We start from the raw sequence: 19,368 nt of genomic DNA on the forward strand, positions 1-19,368 counted from the left end.
ACAAGACCGCGCGACGATCCGCAGACGCCCACCTGGACCGTGATCCGCCCATGACGATCGCCCCCAGCAACTATGACCCTTACGACTTCGCCAACCGCCGCCATATCGGCCCAACGGTGGCCGAGATCGCCGAGATGCTGGGGTGCGTCGGTGCGCCGAGCCTCGACGCCCTGATCGAAGAGACCGTGCCTCCCGACATTCGGCAAGCTGAACCCATCGACTTCGGGCGCGCACTCACCGAGCGGCGCTCGATCGACCGGCTGCGCGGGACGGCCGACAAGAACCGGCTCCTCGTCTCCCTGATCGGCCAGGGCTATCACGGAACGACTATGCCGCCCGCGATCCAGCGGAACATCTTCGAAAATCCGGCGTGGTACACGGCCTACTCGCCCTATCAGCCGGAGATCAGCCAGGGCCGGCTCGAAGCACTGCTGAACTTCCAGACGCTGGTCTCCGATCTCACCGCGCTCGACGTCGCCAACGCCTCGCTTCTCGACGAGGCGACTGCCGCGGCCGAGGCAATGGGCGTGGCCAAGCGCATTGCGGGCTCCAGGGCGGACGCCTTCTTCGTCGACCGGGACTGCCTGCCGCAGACGATCGCCGTGCTGAAGACCCGCGCCGCGCCGCTCGGCTGGCGCGTGATTGTCGGCGATCCCTTCACGGAACTCGATCCTCGGGCCGTTTTCGGTGCGCTGTTCCAGTATCCGGCTGTGAACGGCGCGGTCCACGACTTCTCGGGCCCAATTGCGGCCTTGAACGAGGCCGGCGCGATTGCTGTCGTCGCCGCCGACCCACTGGCGTTAACTCTGCTCAAGGCGCCGGGGGAGATGGGCGCCGACATCGCGGTCGGTTCGATGCAGCGCTACGGCGTGCCGATGGGCTATGGCGGGCCGCACGCGGCCTACATGGCGACCCGCGACGCGCACAAGCGGGCTCTGCCCGGCCGGATCGTCGGCGTCTCGGTCGACGCCCGCGGCAACCGCGCCTACCGCCTGGCGCTGCAGACCCGCGAGCAGCACATCCGGCGCGAGAAGGCGACCTCCAACATCTGCACGAGCCAGGTGCTACTCGCCATCGTTGCCTCGATGTACGCGGTCTATCATGGGCCGGCCGGGTTGAGATCGATCGCGAGCCGTGTGCACCGGGATGCGGTGCGCCTCGCCGAGGGGCTCGAGCGCCTTGGCTTCACACCCGATCACGCGTCGTTCTTCGACACGGTGACGGTGCCAGTCGGCCCATTCCAGGGCGTGATCATGAGGAGCGCAGTGGCCAATGGCGTCAACCTTCGCAAGGTGGGCGAGGACCGCGTCGGCATCACGGTCGACGAACGCACAAGGCCGGACATTGTCCAGGCGGTGTGGCGCGCCTTCGGCGGCGATCACCTCGCCTACGACGAGACGTGGCCTGAAACGCGGCTGCCGGAGGCCCTGCGCCGCACCTCCGCCTACCTGACCCACCCGATCTTTCATATGAACCGGGCCGAGAGCGAGATGACGCGCTACATGCGCCGCCTCGCCGACCGCGACCTCGCTCTCGACCGAGCGATGATCCCGCTTGGCTCCTGCACGATGAAGCTCAATGCCACGGCAGAGATGCTGCCGATCTCCTGGCCGGAATTCTCGGAGATTCACCCCTTCGTTCCCGATGACCAAGCGCTCGGTTACCGTGCGCTGATCGACGACCTGTCCCAGAAGCTCTGTGCGATCACCGGCTACGACGCGATGTCGATGCAGCCCAACTCGGGCGCGCAGGGTGAGTACGCCGGACTTCTCGCGATCCGCGGCTATCACCTCTCTCGGAATGAGGGACACCGCAATGTCTGCCTGATCCCTTCCTCGGCGCACGGCACCAACCCGGCCTCGGCGCAGATGTGCGGGATGAGCGTGGTGGTGGTCGGCGCCGATTCCGGCGGCAATGTCGACGTGGCTGATTTCCGCCGCAAGGCCGAGCAGTATGCGGATCGACTCGCCGCCTGCATGATCACCTATCCGTCGACGCACGGCGTGTTCGAGGCGCGCGTGCGCGAGATCTGCGACATCGTCCATGCCCATGGCGGCCAGGTCTACCTCGACGGGGCGAACCTCAATGCGCTGGTCGGGCTCGGCCGGCCCGGCGACATCGGCGCCGACGTGAGTCACCTCAACCTGCACAAGACCTTCTGCATCCCGCACGGCGGCGGCGGGCCGGGCATGGGGCCGATCGGCGTTAAGGCGCATCTGATCCCCTTCCTGCCGACCGACCCACGCAATGGAGAGGCAGGGGCGGTCTCGGCCGCACCGTTCGGCTCGGCCTCGATCCTGCCGATCTCGTGGAGCTACTGCCTGATGATGGGCGGGCGCGGCCTCACCCAGGCCACGCGCGTGGCGATTCTCAATGCCAACTACATCGCCAAGCGCCTGGAGGGCGCATACTCGATCCTCTACGCGGGCGCGAAGGGCCGCGTCGCACACGAATGCATCGTCGACCTACGGCCGTTCCAGAAGAGCGCCGGTATCACGAATGAGGACGTGTCCAAGCGGCTGATCGACTGCGGCTTCCACCCGCCGACCATGAGCTGGCCGGTCGCGGGCACTCTGATGATTGAACCGACCGAATCCGAAACCAAGGGCGAGATCGATCGGTTCTGCGACGCGATGCTGGCGATCCGCGAGGAGATCCGCGCGATCGAGACCGGGCGAGCAGATCGGACCGACAACCCGCTCAAGAATGCGCCGCACACGGTGCAAGACCTCATCGGCGCCTGGGAGCGACCCTATTCCCGCGAGGCCGCCTGTTTTCCGGCAGGGGCGCGGAGGATGGACAAGTACTGGCCTCCGATCAACAGGGTAGACAACGCTTACGGCGACCGAAATCTCATGTGCAATTGTCCCCCGCCGGAGACGTGCGACACAGCCGCCGAGTGAGCAGCGTCCGCACGCGATCCACGCGTCGAACAGCTCGGATCGGCGGAGTACTTGTGGAGCGGCTGGCCGGGTATGGCCGGAAGCTGCCGGTCCGCTTCTGGACGAAGGTAGGGGAAAGCGACCGCTCGCGCGACATGGGCTGGACGCCAGAAGTCGACCCATCTCGGGCCTTCAGGAAGTCTGCCTTTTGGTAGTCTGGCTGGCCTGGATTGCGGACCTGCGCAACATCCGCATAGGGCACCGGAGCAGGCCTTCGCGTACTTGGATAGCGCGCCCGGTCGGGTCTCCAGTCGTCGTCGGCTGTGTGAACAATACCGGTCAGCGTGTGGGTACATGCCTCAGCAGGGACCGTCGCCGCTCGTTTCCGAACTTGAGCGGTTCGGATCGGACGCTTGCGATCAGCGCAATCAATTCACCAAGGCAGAGTGCCCATTGCCTGGCCCACTCGGCAGCGTGGAGCCGAACGTGAAGGCCGAGTTCCCGGTAAAGTGGACCTGCGATGCGATCACCGAACCGTAGCGGGCCGGGTTCGTGGTCGTTCCGTTTCCTGTGAACGTCACCGATGTGGCTGGTGCATACAGCACCCCGTCAAGAGAGACGGTGGAGTTGCCGCTGATCGACAGGGAGGTGCCGCTCGCCGAGCGCGATTGGAAGAGCACGATGCCCGTGAGCGATCCGCTGCTCGGGGCGGTCAGGCTGATCGATGGCGTACCAGTGATATCGAGGGACGAGTTCGCATCGAGGAACAGGGTCACGCCCGATCCAGAGATGGTGGCATTGCTGTCGATTTTGACCGACGCGCCCTGGAAGTAGTAGATCCCCGCCGCCAGGGTGACGTTGCCCCTGAACGTCGCCGCCCCGGTGTAGCAGCCCGACGTGAGCGTCCCACTCAAGGTGCCTCCCGCTCTGCAGTTGGTCGGTGTAGGCTCGGCGACCGCCGCGAGCGGATCGGTCGTGGGTGAGCCGCACTTGCTGACGGCTGGGCTGTAGCCGCGGGGGCTCTGGGACGGAGTGTTGGCTTGGCAGATCGAAGTCGCCGTCATCTGCGCGGCGTTGCCGTTCGATGAGATCGCGGTCGCTGCGGAGGACTTTGCCCTCGCCGCGCAGTTCAGCGTCACCGCTGTGCTGCCGGCAATCGTGAGTGTGTCCGCGCTCGTCGGATCGAGCGCGTACAGGCAGGCCGTACCAGCGACACCGTCCCCGTCGCTGGTCATGATGGCGATTGAGTGGGCCGACAGGCTGAACGGACCGGCCGAGCCGGCAAAGCGCGAGAAGAAGCCGGGCACCTGGTTCTGATGCGCGACGTCTCTGGCAGCCGTCACCCGCACGGCATTCGCGGGTGTGTTCGCATCCGGTGCTCGGTACGTCTTGGTGGAGGCGTCGTAGACGACCAACTCGACGTCGCTGGCGAGCGTCACTTGCCCGGCGTTGGGCGGCGCGTTCAGGTTCGCCAGGGTGACCGCTGCCTGGACTGCGTTCGTCGATGACGGCAACTGGCGCACGCCCGCAATCGCCCCAGCATCAGCGGCAATCTGCAGGCGCATACCGTTGTAGCGCAGTACACCCAGGTCGACCGCGAGGGCGCCGACGCCGAGCATAACCGGCATGGTCAGCGCGGAGAGCACCGTGATCCCGCCCTCCTCGTTGCGCAGGAACCTCCGCATCATTGGCTCTCCTGGGGCAACGTTGCGGAGGCAGTCATCGATCGGGTGCCGTAGAGGCTGGCGAAGAAGCTCGTCGGCGCTGCGCTGGTGAGAGGGATCGCGGCTGTGACCAGGTAGCGAGTGGCGTCAGCGGGATCTTTGGCGGCTGTCACTGTCGCCTTCGTCTGCGCCCAGCGTGGGAGGGCAGCCACCACGGCGTCATGGGCAGCCGTCGTCGTGATCCGGCCAAGGGCGAGTTGGCGCGCTTCGGTCCATACGGCTTGCTGTGCGGAGGTAAGCGTGAAGAAGGCGAACGAGAACTCGCAGATCGCCATCATCAGGCCGACAAACAGGGGGGCGACCAGGCTGAACTCGACAGCGGAAGCGCCGGAGCGGTCCGACCGGAATTCTTGAAGGAGCTGCAGTGCCATTGCGGGGGCAAACCGTGATGATCAGAGCAGTATACGGCTTGCGTTGATACGATCAGCATCGTGGATGGTTTATCGGCCAGTTGATCGGAGTGATGGTTAACAGCTTGTCAATGCCTTATATCCGATCAATAATTCTTTTGCACAGAGCCCGTCAGGACAATCAGGTTGCCTGGCCGACTGGGGATCTTCCGTGAAGGACCGACGACCGAGTGGGAGGCGGTCGGGCCGTATCAGGCCGCCTACGTGCCTCCACGCATCCGCGACGCCGTGCGCAATCCCACTCAGACGGTGGCACGCATGCTGATGGGCGCGACGGTGCGCAGGGCCCGCTTCTTCGCGACGATAGGCACGGCACCCGCGACCCGGAAACTACGCCCACCGGGCCGGGACGACCTGCATGCCTTCCTGCGTCACGCGGCGGCATACGGCTACGCCCTCGCCACACCCGAGGAGAACGCCGCCATCGGCCTGACGACACCCGCCTGACCGACAGCCCCGCGTTACCTGATCACCGTTGAAGGAGGGACTTGCGCACGCAAAGCGAGCGCTCGGCATTCCCGTACCGCGACAACCTCTCATGCGGCCACTCGCCAGACGGAAGCCTTCCCCCGAATCATGCACCGCGGGCTTCCGCGAATTTGCGGCCACGCACTCGATTGTCAATAAAATGCACGAGATCGGAGGCGGCATCGGCGGGGCTGTCCGAGCCGCCCGCATTTTTATTGACAACTTCGGACCGGTCGCGGACGATCGGCGTAACAATCACAAGGGAGGAAGGTGCGATGCGCAGGGCGGGCACCGGGATAGCGGCCCTCTTCGGCTTGGGCCTGCTCGCGGCCGGGACTGCCGTGGCGGCCGAGCCCGTTCAGATCACGATGTGGTCGAACTGGCCGGACGAGCCGGCCAAGAAGGAATGGGTGGCCGCACGCGTCCGGGAATTTGAGGCCGCTAACAAGCAGTGCGCGGTCAAGCTGAGCTTCATCCCGAAGGCCGACATCTACACGCAGGCCAAATCCGCCGTTCGCACCGGCCAGGCACCGGACGTTTTCTATCTGGAGCCCGACCAGCCCGAGTTCCTGGCGGGCGGCTTCCTCGAGCCGCTCGATGGCCATGTCGACTTGGCCAAGCTGGAGGATTGGGCCAAGCCGGCCTGGACCTCCAAGGGCAAGGTCTACGGCCTGCCTGTCGAGGCCTACACGGTCGAGCTGTACTACAACAAGGATCTGGTGAAGAAGGTCGGGGTCGAGGTACCGCCCTCCTTCCAGCTCACGCAGTCCGGCTTCGCGGACTTGGTCAGGAAGGGTGTCGCGGCCGGCATCACGCCCGTGTCCCAGGGCGTCGGCGACCGACCGTTCCCCGGCGGCCTGCTGCTGTTCGAGTCGCTCCTGCGCAAGCTGGGCACTGAGGATTACGGGAAACTCCTGAACGGGACGCTGTCCTTCAAGGATCCGCGTGTCCACGCGGTGATGACCTGGTTCAAGGGGCTGGTGGATGACGGCGCCTATCCAAAAAGCTTCGCGACGCTGAAGCTCGGCGAGTCCCACTACTACTTCTACCAGAAGCCGGGTTCCCTCACCTTCCCGGATCCGAGCTGGTTCACGGGACGCGCCTTCGCCCCGCCCGAGAGCGGGGGCATGCCGGTGAGCTTCCCGCTCGGCATCATGCAGTTCCCGGCCATGGACGATGGCCAGTGCCCGACCTGCAAGACGCTGGCGGTGGCCGGCAGCTTCGTCATGTATGCGCGCGGGAAGAATAAGGCCTGCGCCGGCGCGCTGCTCGACTCCATGGCCGCGCCTGGGAACGGCGACAAGTGGATGGATCAGGTTTCCCTGCAGACCGGTCTGAAATCTGACCCTGCCAAGATCAAATCGAGCCACGCGGAATATTTCGCCGAGCTGAACGCCCGCAACAAAGGCGCGACCTACTTCTTCGGAACGCCGCTCATGTACTATCGATCCAAGTGCGCCGAGACGTACACCCAGGTCATGAACAACGCCCTTCCGGCCGGCCTGATCGGGGTGGACGAGGCCGCCGACAAGATGGACGCGGCCTGCCGCAAAGGGAGCTGACGCGGTGGCGGGGACGACGGCTGTCGAGACGAAGGCGGCGCTTCCGGAGAGCGTACCGGCATCCGGCCGCGTGTCGGATCCGCGGCGGGTGCCCTGGCCCGTCCTGCTGGTGTTCCTCGCCCCCGCGCTCGTCATCTATCTCGGCCTGACGGCCTATCCGGCCTTCCGGACGATCTTCGACAGCCTGTTCACGATCGAGGGGATGGAGCGCAGCTACGTCGGCCTCGCCAATTATCGCGACCTCATCGGCGACGAGACGTTCTGGATCGCGGTCCGCAACACGTTCGTGTGGGCCTTCGTCGCCCCGGTTCTGGACGTCGCGACAGGCCTCCTCCTGGCGCTCGCGCTCTACGCCGGCGTCCCGTTCGCGCGGTTCCTGAGGGTCGCGTGGTTCACGCCCGTCCTTCTCTCCTACGTCGTGGTCGCGATCCTCTGGATGTGGATCTACAACTACGATTGGGGCGTGGTGAACGACGGCCTCCGGGCCGTCGGCCTCGGCGTCCTGGCCCGCTCCTGGCTCGGCGACCCGAACACGGCGCTGGCGGCCCTGATCGTGACGCATGCCTGGAAGTGGGCCGGGTTCAACATGGTGGTCTGTCTGGCGGCGATCCACGCATTGCCGTCCGAGGTGCTGGAGGCGGCGGAACTCGACAATTGCGGCTGGGGCGCCAAGCTGCGCCACATCATCGTGCCGATGCTGCGGCCCACGCTGCTCAACCTCTACGTCCTCGCCTTCATCGGCAAGATGAAGGTCTTCGACCTCGTCTGGATCATGACCGGCGGGGGCCCGCTCTGGGCGACCGAGACGGTCTCGACCTACGTCTACAAGCGCGCCTTCAACTGGAACACCTTCGATCTCGGTTACCCGTCGGCGATCGCGACGGTCTGGTTCGGCGTGGTCTGCGCGGCCGTCATCGTCCTCAACCGGGTGTTCAAGTCCCGCGACCGGCTGGAGTACTGACGTGAGCGCCGACGCGACCCTGCCCCCGGCCGCCGGGCGGGGCGGCTTCCTGGCGAGCCGGACCGCCCTCGCGGTCGTGATCGCCGCCTACACCGTCTACACGCTCGGGCCGTTCCTGTGGCTGGCCACCATGTCGGTGCGCACCACGGGCGAGATCTCGGCCGACCACTACGCGTGGCCCCGACCGTTCCACTGGGAGCAGTTCCGGATCGCCTGGGTCGATTCCGACTTCGCCACCTATTTCTGGAACTCGACCGTGGTCGTCGTCGCCGCGGTCGCGGTGGTGACGCTGGTCGGCGCCGCGGCCGCCCACGCCCTCGCCCGTTACCGCTTCCGCGGCAACCGCATCATCTACGGCATCCTGTTCTCGTCGATCATTTTCCCGCCGCAGATCACCCTGATCTCGCTCTATCAGATCCTGGTCGATTACGGGCTCTACAACAGCCTCCTCGGGCTGACGCTCGTCTACGTCTCGCTCCAGCTGCCGCTGACGGTGTACCTGCTGGAGGGATTCTTCGCCCGGATCCCGCAGGACCTCTTCGACGCCGCCAAGATGGATGGCTACGGCGACATCGAGATCTTCCGCCGCATCGTTCTGCCGATCGGCATGCCGGCGATCGCCACCACCCTGATCCTGAACTTCATCCAGCTCTGGAACGAGTTCCTGTTCGCGGTGGTGCTCATCACCGATCCGGACAAGCGCACCCTCCCGATCGGCATCCGGGCCTTCATGGGCGACCATTTCCAGGACATCGGCATGATCGCGGCCGGGGTCATGATCTCGGTCGTGCCCGTGATCCTCGCCTACGTCTTCTTCTCCGAGAAGCTGATCCGCGGCATGACTGCGGGCGCCGTCAAGTAAGGACCCCGATGGCCGTCGTTCAGCTGTCCAAGATCTGCAAGCGCTACGGCTCCGGCGGCCCGACCGTGGTCGACAACGTCGACGTCACGGTCGGGGACGGCGAGTTCATGGTGCTGCTCGGCCCGTCCGGCTGCGGCAAGTCCACGACCCTGCGCATGATCGCCGGCCTGGAGACCATCTCGTCCGGTACGCTCTCGATCGACGGTCGGACGATGAACGATGTGCCCGCCAAGGACCGCGACATCGCGATGGTGTTCCAGTCCTACGCCCTCTACCCGCACATGACAGTCGCCGAGAACCTGGCCTTCGGCCTCAAGCGTCGCCGTACGCCGTCCGCCGAGATCGAGAGGCGGGTCAAGGAGACCGCCGCGATGCTAGGTCTCGTGCCCTACCTCGAGCGCAGGCCCCAAGCCCTGTCGGGCGGACAGCGCCAGCGGGTGGCGCTCGGGCGCGCCATGGTGCGCGAGCCGATGGTCTTCCTGTTCGACGAGCCGCTGTCGAACCTCGACGCGGCCCTGCGCGTCAACACGCGCAACGAGCTGATCAAGCAGCATCATCGCCTCGCATCCACGATGATCTACGTGACCCACGACCAGGTCGAGGCGATGACCATGGGGACGCGGATCTGCGTCATGAATGGCGGGCGCGTCGCCCAGGTTGGGAGACCGCTCGACGTCTACTGGAACCCGGCCGACACCTTCGTCGCCCGCTTCCTCGGTTCGCCGCCAATGAACTTGTTCACCGTGCCGCTCACCGGCGGGGGCCGGGTCTACACAGCCGCGATCGATACCGCGCTCACACGCTGGACGCCGGTCGCGCTCGCCCCTCTCGCCGGCCGCGAGGTGGTGCTCGGCGTTCGGGCGGAGGACTTGCACCTCTCCGCCGAATCCACCGGGACTGCGGGGGCAGGCCGGATCCGCGGGCGGGTTTTCGCCGTCGAGCCGCTCGGCGCCGAGACGCTCCTCGTCGTGGAGACGGAGGGGGGAACTGAATGCACGGCGCGCCTGCCGCGCGACACGCGAGCGCGGGTGGGCGAGGTCGTCGACCTGTTCTTCCGGCCCGATGCCGCCTTTCTGTTCGATGCGCGGAACACGGCCGCCGTTCCCACACTCTCTATGCCGGGAGGCGGCCCGACCAGGGCGGGAGCAGTCCATTGAGTGCCCTTCGGCGGATCGGCTTGGTCGGGGCCGGTTGGGTCGCACAGCATCATCTCGCGGGCTGGGCCGCCCTGAGAGGCCGCGCCGAGGTCGTCGCGATCGCAGACCCGTCGGGCGAGAGGCGCGAGGCGCGCGCCCGCGCGTTCCATGTCCAGCACACCTACGCCAGCGCCTGTGAGATGCTGGAGGCGGAGGGCCTCGACGCCGTCGATATCGCAGCGCCCCGCGCGGCGCATGCCGAGCTTGTCCGCTTGGCGGCCGACCGCGGGCTGCCGATCCTCTGCCAGAAGCCTTTAGCCCCGACGCTCGCGGAGGCGGAGGCGCTGGTGGCCGCCGTGGACAACCGGGCGCGCTTGATGGTGCACGAGAACTGGCGGTTTCGCGCCTATTACCGCGAGGCTGCGGCGTGGCTGCGCTCGGGCGTGATCGGGCGGCCCTTCGCGGCGCGTCTGGACCTCGTGACGAGCGGCACCCTTCTGGATGACGCGGGCCGGTTCCCGGCTCTGGAGCGCCAGCCCTTCATGCGCAGCGAGGCACGGATGCTCGTCGCCGAAGTCCTCATCCACCACCTCGACACGCTGCGCATGCTGCTGGGGCCCCTGCGGGTCACCGCCTGTGCGACCAGCCGGACGTGTCCGGACCTCTCGGGGGAAGACACGGCGCTGATCCAACTCGCCGGCACCGGCGGGGTCGCCGTGCAGGTGTTCGCAACCCTGGCGGCGCACGGGGCCCCGCCCGCGGCCCCCGACCGCCTCGAGATCCTCGGCCCCGACGGCGCGATCCGGCTCCACGGATCCGAACTGTCGATGACGGGGCGGGAGACACGGAAACAGAGCTTCGACCTTGCCGCCACCTACGAGGACTCCTACGCGGCCACGATCGCCCACTTCATCGATCGTCTGGACGACGGCGCGCCGTTCGAGACGTCGCCGGCCGACAATCTCGAGACGCTGCGGCTCGTGGAGGACTGCTACCGGCTCGCGGGCCGGGCGGACGCGCGATGACCGGGGACGAGCCCGTGGATCCCGTCCTGCCCCTCCGGCGCGACAGCATCGGCGCCATCGTAGCGCTCCTGGAGGAGGACATCATCTTCGGGCGGCTCGCGCCCGGAGCCCGCCTGACCGAGGATGCCCTGATGGCGCGGTTCGGCGCCTCCCGACACTTTATCCGCCAGGCCCTCGTCGAGATGGAACGCCGGGGCGTCGTGCGGCGGGAGCGGAACGTCGGGGCGACCGTCAGGTCCTACTCCGCCGAGGAAGTGCGGCAGATCTACGAGGTCCGCGAGATGCTGACGCGGCAGGCGATGCTGATGATTGCGCTGCCGGCCGAGCCCGGGCTGATCGCCCGCCTGGAAGCGCTCCAGGGCGCATACCGCAACACGGTGGAGAAGCGCGACCTGCGCGGCATCCACGAGGCGAACGACGCCTTCCACATCGCCCTGTTCGATGCGTGCGGGAACCCGTACCTCGTGCGCACGCTCATCGACTACATGGGCCTGACGCTGCCGATGCGCGCCAAGAACCTGGCGGACGCCGACGGCCTTCGGCTCTCGATCGATCAGCATGGGATCATGATCGACCTCCTGCGCGGGCGCGACCGATGGGCGCTCGCGCAGCTCGGCGTCGATCACATGCAGGCGAGCAAGGCCGATTACCTCGCCCGCATTGCCGCTGCCGCCCCGGGGACGGTCGCCACGCTCCGCCAGCGCCTCGGATAGGAAAGCCACGAGCGGGAAATCCACGCCACGGGGCCTCTCTACGACCGCCGGCACCATGGCAGCGCAAGCTCGGCCCGCGTCTGCGACACTCTCCCCGCGCGCCGCCATGTCATCTATCAGCCGAGCCTGGACGCGACCGTCGTCTGCCTCGGCGGACTGGGTGCGAGCCAGGAGCGTGGTGTTCTCGGCCTGAAGTTTCTCGTCTAGCGAGAGCAAGTGCTCGCGGCCCCCGATCACCTCGGCGCGTAGAGCTTCCTCAGCCGCGATCGCCCGAGAAGAGCTATCGCTGGTGACTGAGACCTCGATGTCCGCATTGGAGACGTTGTCCTACGGTTTCCTATGACCCGGATGGGCGCAATGCCGAACGTTTGGTCCTACGCCCGATGGTGATCCGGCGTGACGTACTCTGGCCGAAAGCTGCCAGTCTGCTTTCCGCATCTGGCCCCAAGGAAGCGGACCATCAGCGTGAGGCCTTCCGAAGCTCCATGATGACCCAACTTGGATCTCGAAGGTGATGCGCTACGACGTGCGGAGCTGCCGGGAAGCGGACGATCCCCCGCTTCACAAGGTCCATGTCGGCAGCCACCGCCTGCACCCGCTCGGGCGCGCGCTCCTTCCGTTCCCTGTAGCAGTACCGAGGGCTGGCACGGATCACTCGCTCCCGATGTGCTGGGGGCGTCCCGCGCCACGAGGGCCTCCACGGTTCGTCCCCCGGCCTGTTCCCGCCGTGGCATCTCTATTGTGACCCAGAGTTTGGTTTGGCTGCCGATGAGTGTAGTAAGTATCCAGCGCAGGAGGGATTGATCATATCCATTCTGAATATTGAGTACATTCGAGGGCAAGGGAGGGCACATGCGCACGCACCCTGGTCGAACGGCAGACGAGTGGGCTGGGATCATCACCGAGGCGTATGCGGCCAGAACGCGTCCACCCCTGACACGCCAGCTCGTGGACGAGGTTCGTCAAGTGATTGCGGAGGCACTCCGGGAAGCGGAGGCGGCCGACAGCCCGGACACCGAGTGGTGCGAGCGCATCAATCTCGTTCTGGATCGCAGTGAGATGTCCCTCCATGCAGCCGTGGGGCCTCGGCTTGCTGCAATCGATGATGCGGCGGGAACGGCCGTGATGATGCACCGCTCGGAAGCTGGACGGCCGCTGCGCGCCTTCGGCGGACAGTAGCCAAAGTGCCATGCGGTGCACTCGCACCGACCAGTAGTGTATCTCAGACAGCAACACGGGAGCGGCCGGGAATGACTTCTATGAGCAAGGTGCCCGAGGTGGCCGGCTCCCGTCCGGCGTTGCCGGCCGCCAATGCGGATTGGCCAACAATCCGTGATTGGCGCAAGGAAACCCGAGACAGGCTGATCGCACGGCGTGTCGGCATCTCGGCCGAGGATCGGTCCGTCTGGAGCGAGAGGATCAGCCGGGCCTTGGAGCTGGCTCTTGAGCTATATGCGGGCAGACTGATCGGTTTCTACTGGCCTTTCCGGGGCGAGTATGATCCACGAGGCGTTCTCACCACGATGCGGGAGCGCGGCTCACGCCTTGCCCTCCCGGTGATCGTCGAACGCGGTCAGCCGCTCGTCTTCCGCGAGTGGTCGCCGGGTAGCCTGATGGTGCAGGGCACTTGGAAGATCCCGATGCCCGAGTCGGGAGAGTCGGTCTTCCCCGACGCCCTGGTAGTGCCGCTAGTTGGGTTTGATAGCCAAGGCTACCGGCTGGGCTATGGCGGCGGCTTCTATGATCGAACGATTGTCGCGATGCCCGAGAGGCCGCGCACCATCGGTGTCGGCTTCGAACTCGGGCGCTTGGAAACGATCTACCCACAGCCGCATGACATTCCCCTGGAGCAGATCATCACGGAGGGGTTGACCTGACCGGTTGGCTTTGGACCGGGCTGATTGAGAGGATCAGGCCGACCAGAGGAGTTGGCGAGGAGGCCCGAATTGAGATCGGCGATTTGCGCGCCTGTCATGGTTGTCACAAATGCGTACGGCCGCGTTGGACCTCCGTCCTCACTCCTGAGAGGCTTCGACGCCGTACCAGGCCTGTCCGTCACCACCCTCGAATATGACGGTGGGCGAGGCCCGCTGATCCAGCATCTCGGCCCCTGGTGGCACCCTCTGCTCACGCAGACGTTTGGCTGGCCATCCTCGACTGGAGCGAGGCCGTGCAGCGAATACCACCGTCGGGTGCGGCGTGAGGCCGGGCTGTATTTTGGCCGCAGGGCGGGGAGGCCGACCGTCACCGTCTCGATCGCCAAAACGGTCGGTGGTAATCTCGGCACCCTGCTCGCTTCGTGCGAGCTGTTGGGCGTCTGACACCACGTCTATGGCTGGCTCAAAGCCATGGACAACCGGCTACAAGGACCCGAGACCAGCTCGTCGGCTGGAGTGCGAGCATGAACGAGGCGCACGAGATCAAATTCCGCATCCTTGCTGCAATGACAGCGGTTGAACGCGAGATCGGCCACCAGCTCGGCCTAGAGCCGTCTCGCTCGCTGACCATCGCCCAGGACAACGCGATGCAGGCGAGCGCCGAGGCCGCCGTTGAAGCGTGGCAAGAGGCCAAGCGCACCCAGCCAGACCTTGAGCCGCGCTCGGACCTTGAGCGGCGGTGCGCCGAGTTCCTCGCGCTCCGCGATATCGAGACCTCGAGCCTATCGTACTAGACGGCTCGCGCTTCGATGCGTCGGACTTTCGTCGCGCTGCACGCCCCGCCTTGCCGTTATCTGCCGCCGACCAGGCGGACCGCGATCCGCGAGGGCGTGACCGGGCCTGGGAGGGCACGGGCCACTGAGCAGGACCGTTGTCCTTCCCGTTCTCACACCGGCGTTTGCTGATATGCATTAGAGATCGACCGCGAAAGCGGTAGATATCCGTCATGATCGTCCGAATTTCCAAAACTGCGCCTTGACTAACCTCCGAACTCGGAGCGTTTGTTCTGCATGCATATGAAGGAGGCGCAAATGGCCGAGAGCACATCCGCCCCTGCAGCAGACAAGCCCGATTTCATCAGTCTGGCTGCCGACCTTGTCGCCGCATACGTTGCGAACAACTCTGTCCCGGTGGCTGAACTTCCGGCGCTCCTGTCCGGCGTTCACGTCACCCTCGCCGGGCTGAGCGGCACCTTTGTTTCTGCCGAGTCTCAAGCGGAGAAGCCGACGTCCGCACAGATCAAGCGTTCGATCAAGCCGGATGCGCTGATTTCCTTCATTGACGGCAAGCCGTACAAGACCCTGAAGCGGCACCTGTCCGGCCACGGCCTGACTTTCGAGGAATACCGGGCCCGCTATGGCCTCCCGGCCGACTACCCATCGGTAGCGGCCAGCTACTCGGCCATGCGTGCCGACTTCGCACGAAGCCTCGGTCTTGGAACACAGCGTCGGAGGGTCGCTCCTAAGACTGCTGCTGTCGCCGAGACCGTCACCGAGGCACCAAAAGCCCGCGGCCCGAAGAAGACTGCCGAGCCTGCGCCGAAGCTGGCTGAGAAGCCGACCAGGGCTCGCAAGCCGAGGAAGACGGCTGCGGTCGAGTGAAGCCAAGGTTGCGCAAAGAGAAGCCCCGGCCATTTTTTCAATTCGGGGCCGTCTGTCGTTCCGGCAAAAGCAGGATGCGTTGGGGCACTCGCGGAGCGAGAAGCTGAACGCATCCGACGGCAACTCAGTGCAGCGCCAGAGAGGGGTGCCTCAGACGTGCGGACTGGCCAGCAGGGCGAGGCCGGCGAAGGGCAAGAGCAGCCCGAAGATAGCCAGAGCGTCCAAAGGGGCTGGTCGGCCTGCAGCCAGCCAGCGATGCTCAGCGTACCTCTCGGCCGCAAAACCCGCCAACACGAGCACACAGCCAATCGTCGACACAAGCGTGGACATCCGCCGCTACCTCTCGCGAACGCCGCTCGCACATCCGGCGAGGCTCCCTCACGGACGATCACGTCCCTCTACAGAGATCTATGCCGCCACGAATGCGAGCGTGGGCGGTCCAGGTCGTACCCCATAGGCCGGCTGAACATCCTTCGGCTGCAGACACTCTCGGTCGCCGAGCAGGCGATGCCCGGAGGCAATGACCTGGATCGTGTGGGCATCCAGGCCGACCTCTCATGCCCTTCTCTCGTATCGACGCAGCCGGCCGCCGACCAGATCCCGCCCCGGGCGGCCGGATATTCTGCCGGAAACTTTAGTAACGACAATGGATTAGCCATCGAGCACGGCGGAGATGATTCGGTGCATGAACGTGTGGCAGCTCATCGCGCGTGATCACGCCTTTCTTGCGCACCTCATCGCGGAGATCCGGTACGCCGCAGGTACCTTGTCGAACCGCGACCGTGAGGAGGTCCTGGGCGGTCTGATCGACGAGCTTGCCGCTCACGCCGAGGCGTTGGAGGCCAGCCTCTACATGCCGCTGCGCCAGCTGGATCGGACGCGTCAACTGGCCGAGGACCTGCATCACGAGCACGCGCGGTTCATCGGGCAACTCGATACGCTTGCCTGGCTGCGGCGGGGCGGCAGTGGCCGCTGGCGGGGAGCGGCTCTCGACATCACTCTGATCGGTGAGCACCTCCGCTGCTACACACAGGAGCTGATCCCGGCAGCTCGGGACCTCCTCTCGCCGGCGCAAGTCGATGCCGCCGCGCACGCTTTCATCCGCGCCAAGTTGCGGACCCTGCGAGCGCGCCAGCATCGCGGTTCCGGACGACTAACGCTAAGCGGGTTTGCGCTCGCCTGCGCAGGCGCGGCTGGTCTTGGCTACCTTGCTGGACGGTCAGGTAGACGAAAGCAAACGAAGCTTGGACCTTCTCCACCACCCCTCAGCTGAGATTGGTGAGAGCGCCGCCATCGTCACGGGTAGGTGTCCTGTTCGCGCACCAGATTGCGACGGACGAGGCAATACCTCCTGCAACTTCCGCGCAGCTTCGCGGATGACAGAGAAGAACTCATCGAAATCGAGTTCGCCGGCGGTACGCCGCTCCAATTCGGCGAGCGCCTCCGAAAATGACCAGGCGTCCGCTGCCCCCTTCTTAAGGTGGTTAGAGCGGCATCCGATCAGGTAGCTCGTAGCCTGCAGCGGCGAGGTAGGCTCGGCACTCATCTGGCGCGAGGCGAGTCAGGCTGCGCCGTATGGCGTCCCAGAGGTCTGGAATGGTTCGCGCCGCCGCACGATTGCGCAGGTGCGGGCAGTGCTGCGGCACCGACCCGCCCTCTTCAGGCGACGACGTCCAAGCCGTTGACGGTGTCGCCGCACGGGAGGAGGCTCAGTATGGGGGCGCCTACGGAGTTGGCCACCATGAGCGACTTCGATCACATCCTGAATTGGAAACTCCTCGCGGGTTCGCATTTCTTCCCCGGATTGGAAGGCGGCACTTGCATTAACGAAGCGGCTGTCGTGGCGTGCGGCTTTCCGTACCAGTCCATAATCTCAGTCAATCAAATGCCCGCCTGCTTCTCTCGCCCGATCTGCCAGCTCGCCATGCGGTTGAACGACAATGCGACGGATACGCAGCGGCAGCACCTGATGCCATTCGTGACGCGGCTGGCCTGTGCGGACACGCCTGAGGTGGAGCGCGAACGGGGCCGCTACATCGACGCCCAGATCAGCCAAAGCCGGTTTTTCGCGCGCGAATTCCAATTCGACGAAGGGCTGCGGGTTCTGGAAGGCGCGCTTGCTATCGGGCGACAGGCGGATCCGCTCGGCTTGGATGAGGCGGCGAGCCGGTTGGATACAGTTCGCAGTCTAGCCACGCCGGTGAAGAAGCGCTCTGGCTCTCTGCCCGCGAAGGTGAAGGGATGGTTGGGCCTGCCGCAGGTGCCTGAAAACGTCGGGTGAAACCCCGATGCGAGGGAGCGCTGCGAAAACTCGGGCGTGAAGTCAGGAAGCCCCTAGGATCCGCTCCGCCTCTCGCTCACGATCCACCTTTTCTCAAGGTTGAGCCGGGCTTGCATCGTCTTGCCCGGCTTGCAGTGGATGCCGCGTTTAGCGGCCACGGTGACGATCTCGACCGTTTTAGGGTTGCGTGCAGCACGCTCCTGTAACGCCTTCGTCGAGAACGTGACGAAGGCGCGCAACTCAACCCGGTCGCCCACGGCCAGTGCAGCGGATCCGATCAAGGATCGCGTCGACCATCGCCTCGACATCCCTCGCGTAGAGGTGCGGGTTCTGCTCCGCGATGCGGGTCACGAGTTCGGATCGGATCATACGCGCAGGGTGGCGAGGGCATCACACGCTGCGCAAGTGTGGGGCAGCACTTTTCCCTCACCGTCACCTCAGTTGTGCAACCCAGCCAGCGATTCGTGTCCGCCTGGCGCTGCCGTGGTATTGCGATCCGCTCACGACAGCAGCGCCTTCGCGCCCTCCCAGCAGCGCCGCACGACCTGCTCGGCCGGCTCAGCAGAGGCGAGGCGCGCTGACTGGCCTGCCCAAGCTTGCATCCGCTGCACGTCGCCCGCCTTTTGAGCCGCAGCACGCATTGCGGCCGTTAGGGCACGCTGGACTGGATAGGGCGCGGGAGCCGGTGCATCCGCCGCGGCAGCAGCTCTCACGTAGCCGTTCGCCAGGCTCCGCCCCGCTCGGCCGCTGAAGGCGCGGGTGACAGTGGTTTCCTCCGGAGCGGCAAGCGCCAGAGCGTCGGCCCAGGCAGGGTGGATGCCAGCCTCCGGGCAGCGCAGGAAACCGGTGCCGATCTGCACCGCGCTCGCACCTAAGACCAGGGCAGCCGCGACGCCGCGTGCGTCGGCGATGCCGCCCGCGGCAATCACCGGGATTGAGACAGCATCGACAACCGCTGGCAGCAGCGCGAACAATCCGACCTGCAGACGCTCGGCCTCGCCCGCGTCGAAGCTACCGCGATGACCACCTGCCTCCGAGCCCTGCGCGACGACCGCGTCCGCCCCCGCACGCTCGGCCGCTCGCGCTTCGGCAACCGTCGTCACGGTCGCAAACCACGCGATGCCGCGCTCCTTCAACTCGGCGACGAACGGTGCCGGATAGAGCCCCATGATCGAGGAGACGATAGGCGGTCCCGCCTCAAGAATAGCCCGACACTGCGCGTCGAAGGCGGGCGGCACAGCATCCGCAGCCTCGGGCGGGACCTCAGGCCCCCAGCGACCCAGGAACTCCCGCACCCGCGCCTCATGCGCTGAATCACGGGCCGGAGCAGGATCAGGGATCCACGTGTTGATCTGGAAAGCGCCGTTTGAGCCGGCGCGAACCGCTCCCGCCCACACCAGGATCTCATCAGACCGCATCAGGAGGGCGCCGCAGGCGCCGAGGCCGCCGGCTCTCGCCACAGCGATTGACAGGGCCGGAGGACAGGCGCCCGCCATTGGTGCCAACAGGATCGGCGCCTGCAGGCCGAACCGGGAGCAGAAGGTTTCAGCTCGGCGAAGGGCAGCGCTCATGTTTCGATCCGGGTGACGTGCTTCTGAAAGTATACGCCGGCCGGATCGTGGCTGTCAGGCCGCACCGACACTCAACGTCGACTCAACCATGCCGTCCGGCCGACATGGGCCGCTCGTGTCCGATTGCCGCTGGCGAGCAACTTATGCCGGGCCGGATCGGCAGCACCGTCGAATGGCTGCCGAGGGGCCGTGGGCGGCTGCGACCAAAGCGATCCCGCGAAAATTCGGACGGGTA

General features: G+C 66.0%; 18 protein-coding genes and 1 pseudogene. 14 read left to right on the forward strand and 5 right to left on the reverse strand.

All coding sequences use genetic code 11. The annotated features are described in order from the left end of the window. The first annotated feature begins 50 nt into the window (after positions 1-50). Positions 51-2,903, forward strand: coding sequence for an aminomethyl-transferring glycine dehydrogenase (gcvP, locus tag ACYCO6_RS21475; protein WP_459763089.1), 2,853 nt, complete (start codon positions 51-53; stop codon positions 2,901-2,903). A 407-nt stretch (positions 2,904-3,310) separates the two neighbouring features. On the opposite strand, the gene ACYCO6_RS21480 is transcribed toward gcvP, so the two are convergent. Continuing rightward, the gene (locus ACYCO6_RS21480; RefSeq protein WP_459763091.1) at positions 3,311-4,570 is read right to left on the reverse strand and encodes a DUF7305 domain-containing protein; all 1,260 of its coding nucleotides are present in this window, start codon (positions 4,568-4,570) and stop codon (positions 3,311-3,313) included. Further along, on the reverse strand, positions 4,567-4,977 hold the full coding sequence (locus ACYCO6_RS21485) for a TadE/TadG family type IV pilus assembly protein (protein ID WP_459763093.1): 411 nt from the start codon (positions 4,975-4,977) through the stop codon (positions 4,567-4,569). The genes ACYCO6_RS21480 and ACYCO6_RS21485 overlap by 4 nt, the downstream gene beginning before the upstream one ends. A 165-nt stretch (positions 4,978-5,142) precedes the next feature. On the opposite strand from ACYCO6_RS21485, the gene ACYCO6_RS21490 reads away from it, so the two are divergent. After that, a complete protein-coding gene (locus tag ACYCO6_RS21490; RefSeq protein WP_459763096.1) occupies positions 5,143-5,463 on the forward strand; it encodes a hypothetical protein in 321 nt (106 codons plus the stop codon). Between the two features lie 127 nt (positions 5,464-5,590). On the opposite strand, the gene ACYCO6_RS21495 is transcribed toward ACYCO6_RS21490, so the two are convergent. Beyond that, positions 5,591-5,776 (reverse strand): hypothetical protein, encoded by a 186-nt coding sequence (locus ACYCO6_RS21495; protein ID WP_459763098.1) that lies wholly within the window; start codon positions 5,774-5,776, stop codon positions 5,591-5,593. On the opposite strand from ACYCO6_RS21495, the gene ACYCO6_RS21500 reads away from it, so the two are divergent. The 12 genes from ACYCO6_RS21500 (at position 5,760) to ACYCO6_RS21555 (ending at position 17,562) form a co-directional block, all read left to right on the forward strand. Continuing rightward, positions 5,760-7,046, forward strand: a complete 1,287-nt coding sequence (locus ACYCO6_RS21500; protein WP_459763100.1) for an ABC transporter substrate-binding protein — start codon at positions 5,760-5,762, stop codon at positions 7,044-7,046. The two genes, ACYCO6_RS21495 and ACYCO6_RS21500, sit on opposite strands and share 17 nt — an antisense overlap. A gap of 4 nt (positions 7,047-7,050) precedes the next feature. Beyond that, a complete protein-coding gene (locus ACYCO6_RS21505; RefSeq protein WP_459763102.1) occupies positions 7,051-8,007 on the forward strand; it encodes a carbohydrate ABC transporter permease in 957 nt (318 codons plus the stop codon). Between the two features lies 1 nt (position 8,008). Next, positions 8,009-8,869, forward strand: a complete 861-nt coding sequence (locus ACYCO6_RS21510) for a carbohydrate ABC transporter permease (protein ID WP_459763104.1) — start codon at positions 8,009-8,011, stop codon at positions 8,867-8,869. A gap of 8 nt (positions 8,870-8,877) precedes the next feature. Beyond that, positions 8,878-10,026, forward strand: a complete 1,149-nt coding sequence (locus ACYCO6_RS21515; RefSeq protein ID WP_459763106.1) for an ABC transporter ATP-binding protein — start codon at positions 8,878-8,880, stop codon at positions 10,024-10,026. Beyond that, positions 10,023-11,030, forward strand: coding sequence for a Gfo/Idh/MocA family protein (locus ACYCO6_RS21520; protein WP_459763108.1), 1,008 nt, complete (start codon positions 10,023-10,025; stop codon positions 11,028-11,030). The genes ACYCO6_RS21515 and ACYCO6_RS21520 overlap by 4 nt, the downstream gene beginning before the upstream one ends. Then, positions 11,027-11,743, forward strand: coding sequence for a GntR family transcriptional regulator (locus ACYCO6_RS21525; protein ID WP_459763110.1), 717 nt, complete (start codon positions 11,027-11,029; stop codon positions 11,741-11,743). The genes ACYCO6_RS21520 and ACYCO6_RS21525 overlap by 4 nt, the downstream gene beginning before the upstream one ends. A gap of 852 nt (positions 11,744-12,595) precedes the next feature. Next, positions 12,596-12,922: a hypothetical protein gene (locus ACYCO6_RS21530; protein WP_459763112.1), complete on the forward strand. Its 327-nt coding sequence runs from the start codon at positions 12,596-12,598 to the stop codon at positions 12,920-12,922. Between the two features lie 80 nt (positions 12,923-13,002). After that, on the forward strand, positions 13,003-13,620 hold the full coding sequence (locus tag ACYCO6_RS21535; protein ID WP_459763114.1) for a 5-formyltetrahydrofolate cyclo-ligase: 618 nt from the start codon (positions 13,003-13,005) through the stop codon (positions 13,618-13,620). A 524-nt stretch (positions 13,621-14,144) separates the two neighbouring features. Next, the gene (locus tag ACYCO6_RS21540; protein WP_459763117.1) at positions 14,145-14,414 is read left to right on the forward strand and encodes a hypothetical protein; all 270 of its coding nucleotides are present in this window, start codon (positions 14,145-14,147) and stop codon (positions 14,412-14,414) included. 297 nt (positions 14,415-14,711) lie between these two features. After that, positions 14,712-15,281: a Ros/MucR family transcriptional regulator gene (locus ACYCO6_RS21545; protein WP_459763119.1), complete on the forward strand. Its 570-nt coding sequence runs from the start codon at positions 14,712-14,714 to the stop codon at positions 15,279-15,281. A 685-nt stretch (positions 15,282-15,966) separates the two neighbouring features. Beyond that, entirely contained in the window at positions 15,967-16,554 is a 588-nt protein-coding gene (locus tag ACYCO6_RS21550) for a hemerythrin domain-containing protein (protein WP_459763121.1), read from the forward strand. A 468-nt stretch (positions 16,555-17,022) separates the two neighbouring features. After that, entirely contained in the window at positions 17,023-17,562 is a 540-nt protein-coding gene (locus ACYCO6_RS21555; protein ID WP_459763124.1) for a hypothetical protein, read from the forward strand. A gap of 53 nt (positions 17,563-17,615) precedes the next feature. Here the strand turns inward: ACYCO6_RS21555 and ACYCO6_RS21560 are convergent. Continuing rightward, positions 17,616-17,931, reverse strand: a pseudogene (locus ACYCO6_RS21560) (HU family DNA-binding protein). Positions 17,932-18,062: 131 nt separating this feature from the next. Beyond that, complete coding sequence (locus ACYCO6_RS21565) at positions 18,063-19,133, reverse strand: NAD(P)H-dependent flavin oxidoreductase (protein ID WP_459763126.1); 1,071 nt, start codon at positions 19,131-19,133, stop codon at positions 18,063-18,065. Positions 19,134-19,368 lie beyond the last annotated feature (235 nt).

This window comes from Methylobacterium sp. CM6257 (assembly GCF_054611515.1).

Coding starts and splice junctions, on each gene's coding strand:
- gcvP (WP_459763089.1), top strand. CDS start 51: ATGACGATCGCCCCCAGCAACTATGACCCTTACGACTTCGCCAACCGC.
- ACYCO6_RS21480 (WP_459763091.1), bottom strand. CDS start 4,570: ATGATGCGGAGGTTCCTGCGCAACGAGGAGGGCGGGATCACGGTGCTC.
- ACYCO6_RS21485 (WP_459763093.1), bottom strand. CDS start 4,977: ATGGCACTGCAGCTCCTTCAAGAATTCCGGTCGGACCGCTCCGGCGCT.
- ACYCO6_RS21500 (WP_459763100.1), top strand. CDS start 5,760: ATGCGCAGGGCGGGCACCGGGATAGCGGCCCTCTTCGGCTTGGGCCTG.
- ACYCO6_RS21515 (WP_459763106.1), top strand. CDS start 8,878: ATGGCCGTCGTTCAGCTGTCCAAGATCTGCAAGCGCTACGGCTCCGGC.
- ACYCO6_RS21525 (WP_459763110.1), top strand. CDS start 11,027: ATGACCGGGGACGAGCCCGTGGATCCCGTCCTGCCCCTCCGGCGCGAC.
- ACYCO6_RS21530 (WP_459763112.1), top strand. CDS start 12,596: ATGCGCACGCACCCTGGTCGAACGGCAGACGAGTGGGCTGGGATCATC.
- ACYCO6_RS21535 (WP_459763114.1), top strand. CDS start 13,003: ATGAGCAAGGTGCCCGAGGTGGCCGGCTCCCGTCCGGCGTTGCCGGCC.
- ACYCO6_RS21540 (WP_459763117.1), top strand. CDS start 14,145: ATGAACGAGGCGCACGAGATCAAATTCCGCATCCTTGCTGCAATGACA.
- ACYCO6_RS21545 (WP_459763119.1), top strand. CDS start 14,712: ATGGCCGAGAGCACATCCGCCCCTGCAGCAGACAAGCCCGATTTCATC.
- ACYCO6_RS21550 (WP_459763121.1), top strand. CDS start 15,967: ATGAACGTGTGGCAGCTCATCGCGCGTGATCACGCCTTTCTTGCGCAC.
- ACYCO6_RS21555 (WP_459763124.1), top strand. CDS start 17,023: ATGAGCGACTTCGATCACATCCTGAATTGGAAACTCCTCGCGGGTTCG.
- ACYCO6_RS21565 (WP_459763126.1), bottom strand. CDS start 19,133: ATGAGCGCTGCCCTTCGCCGAGCTGAAACCTTCTGCTCCCGGTTCGGC.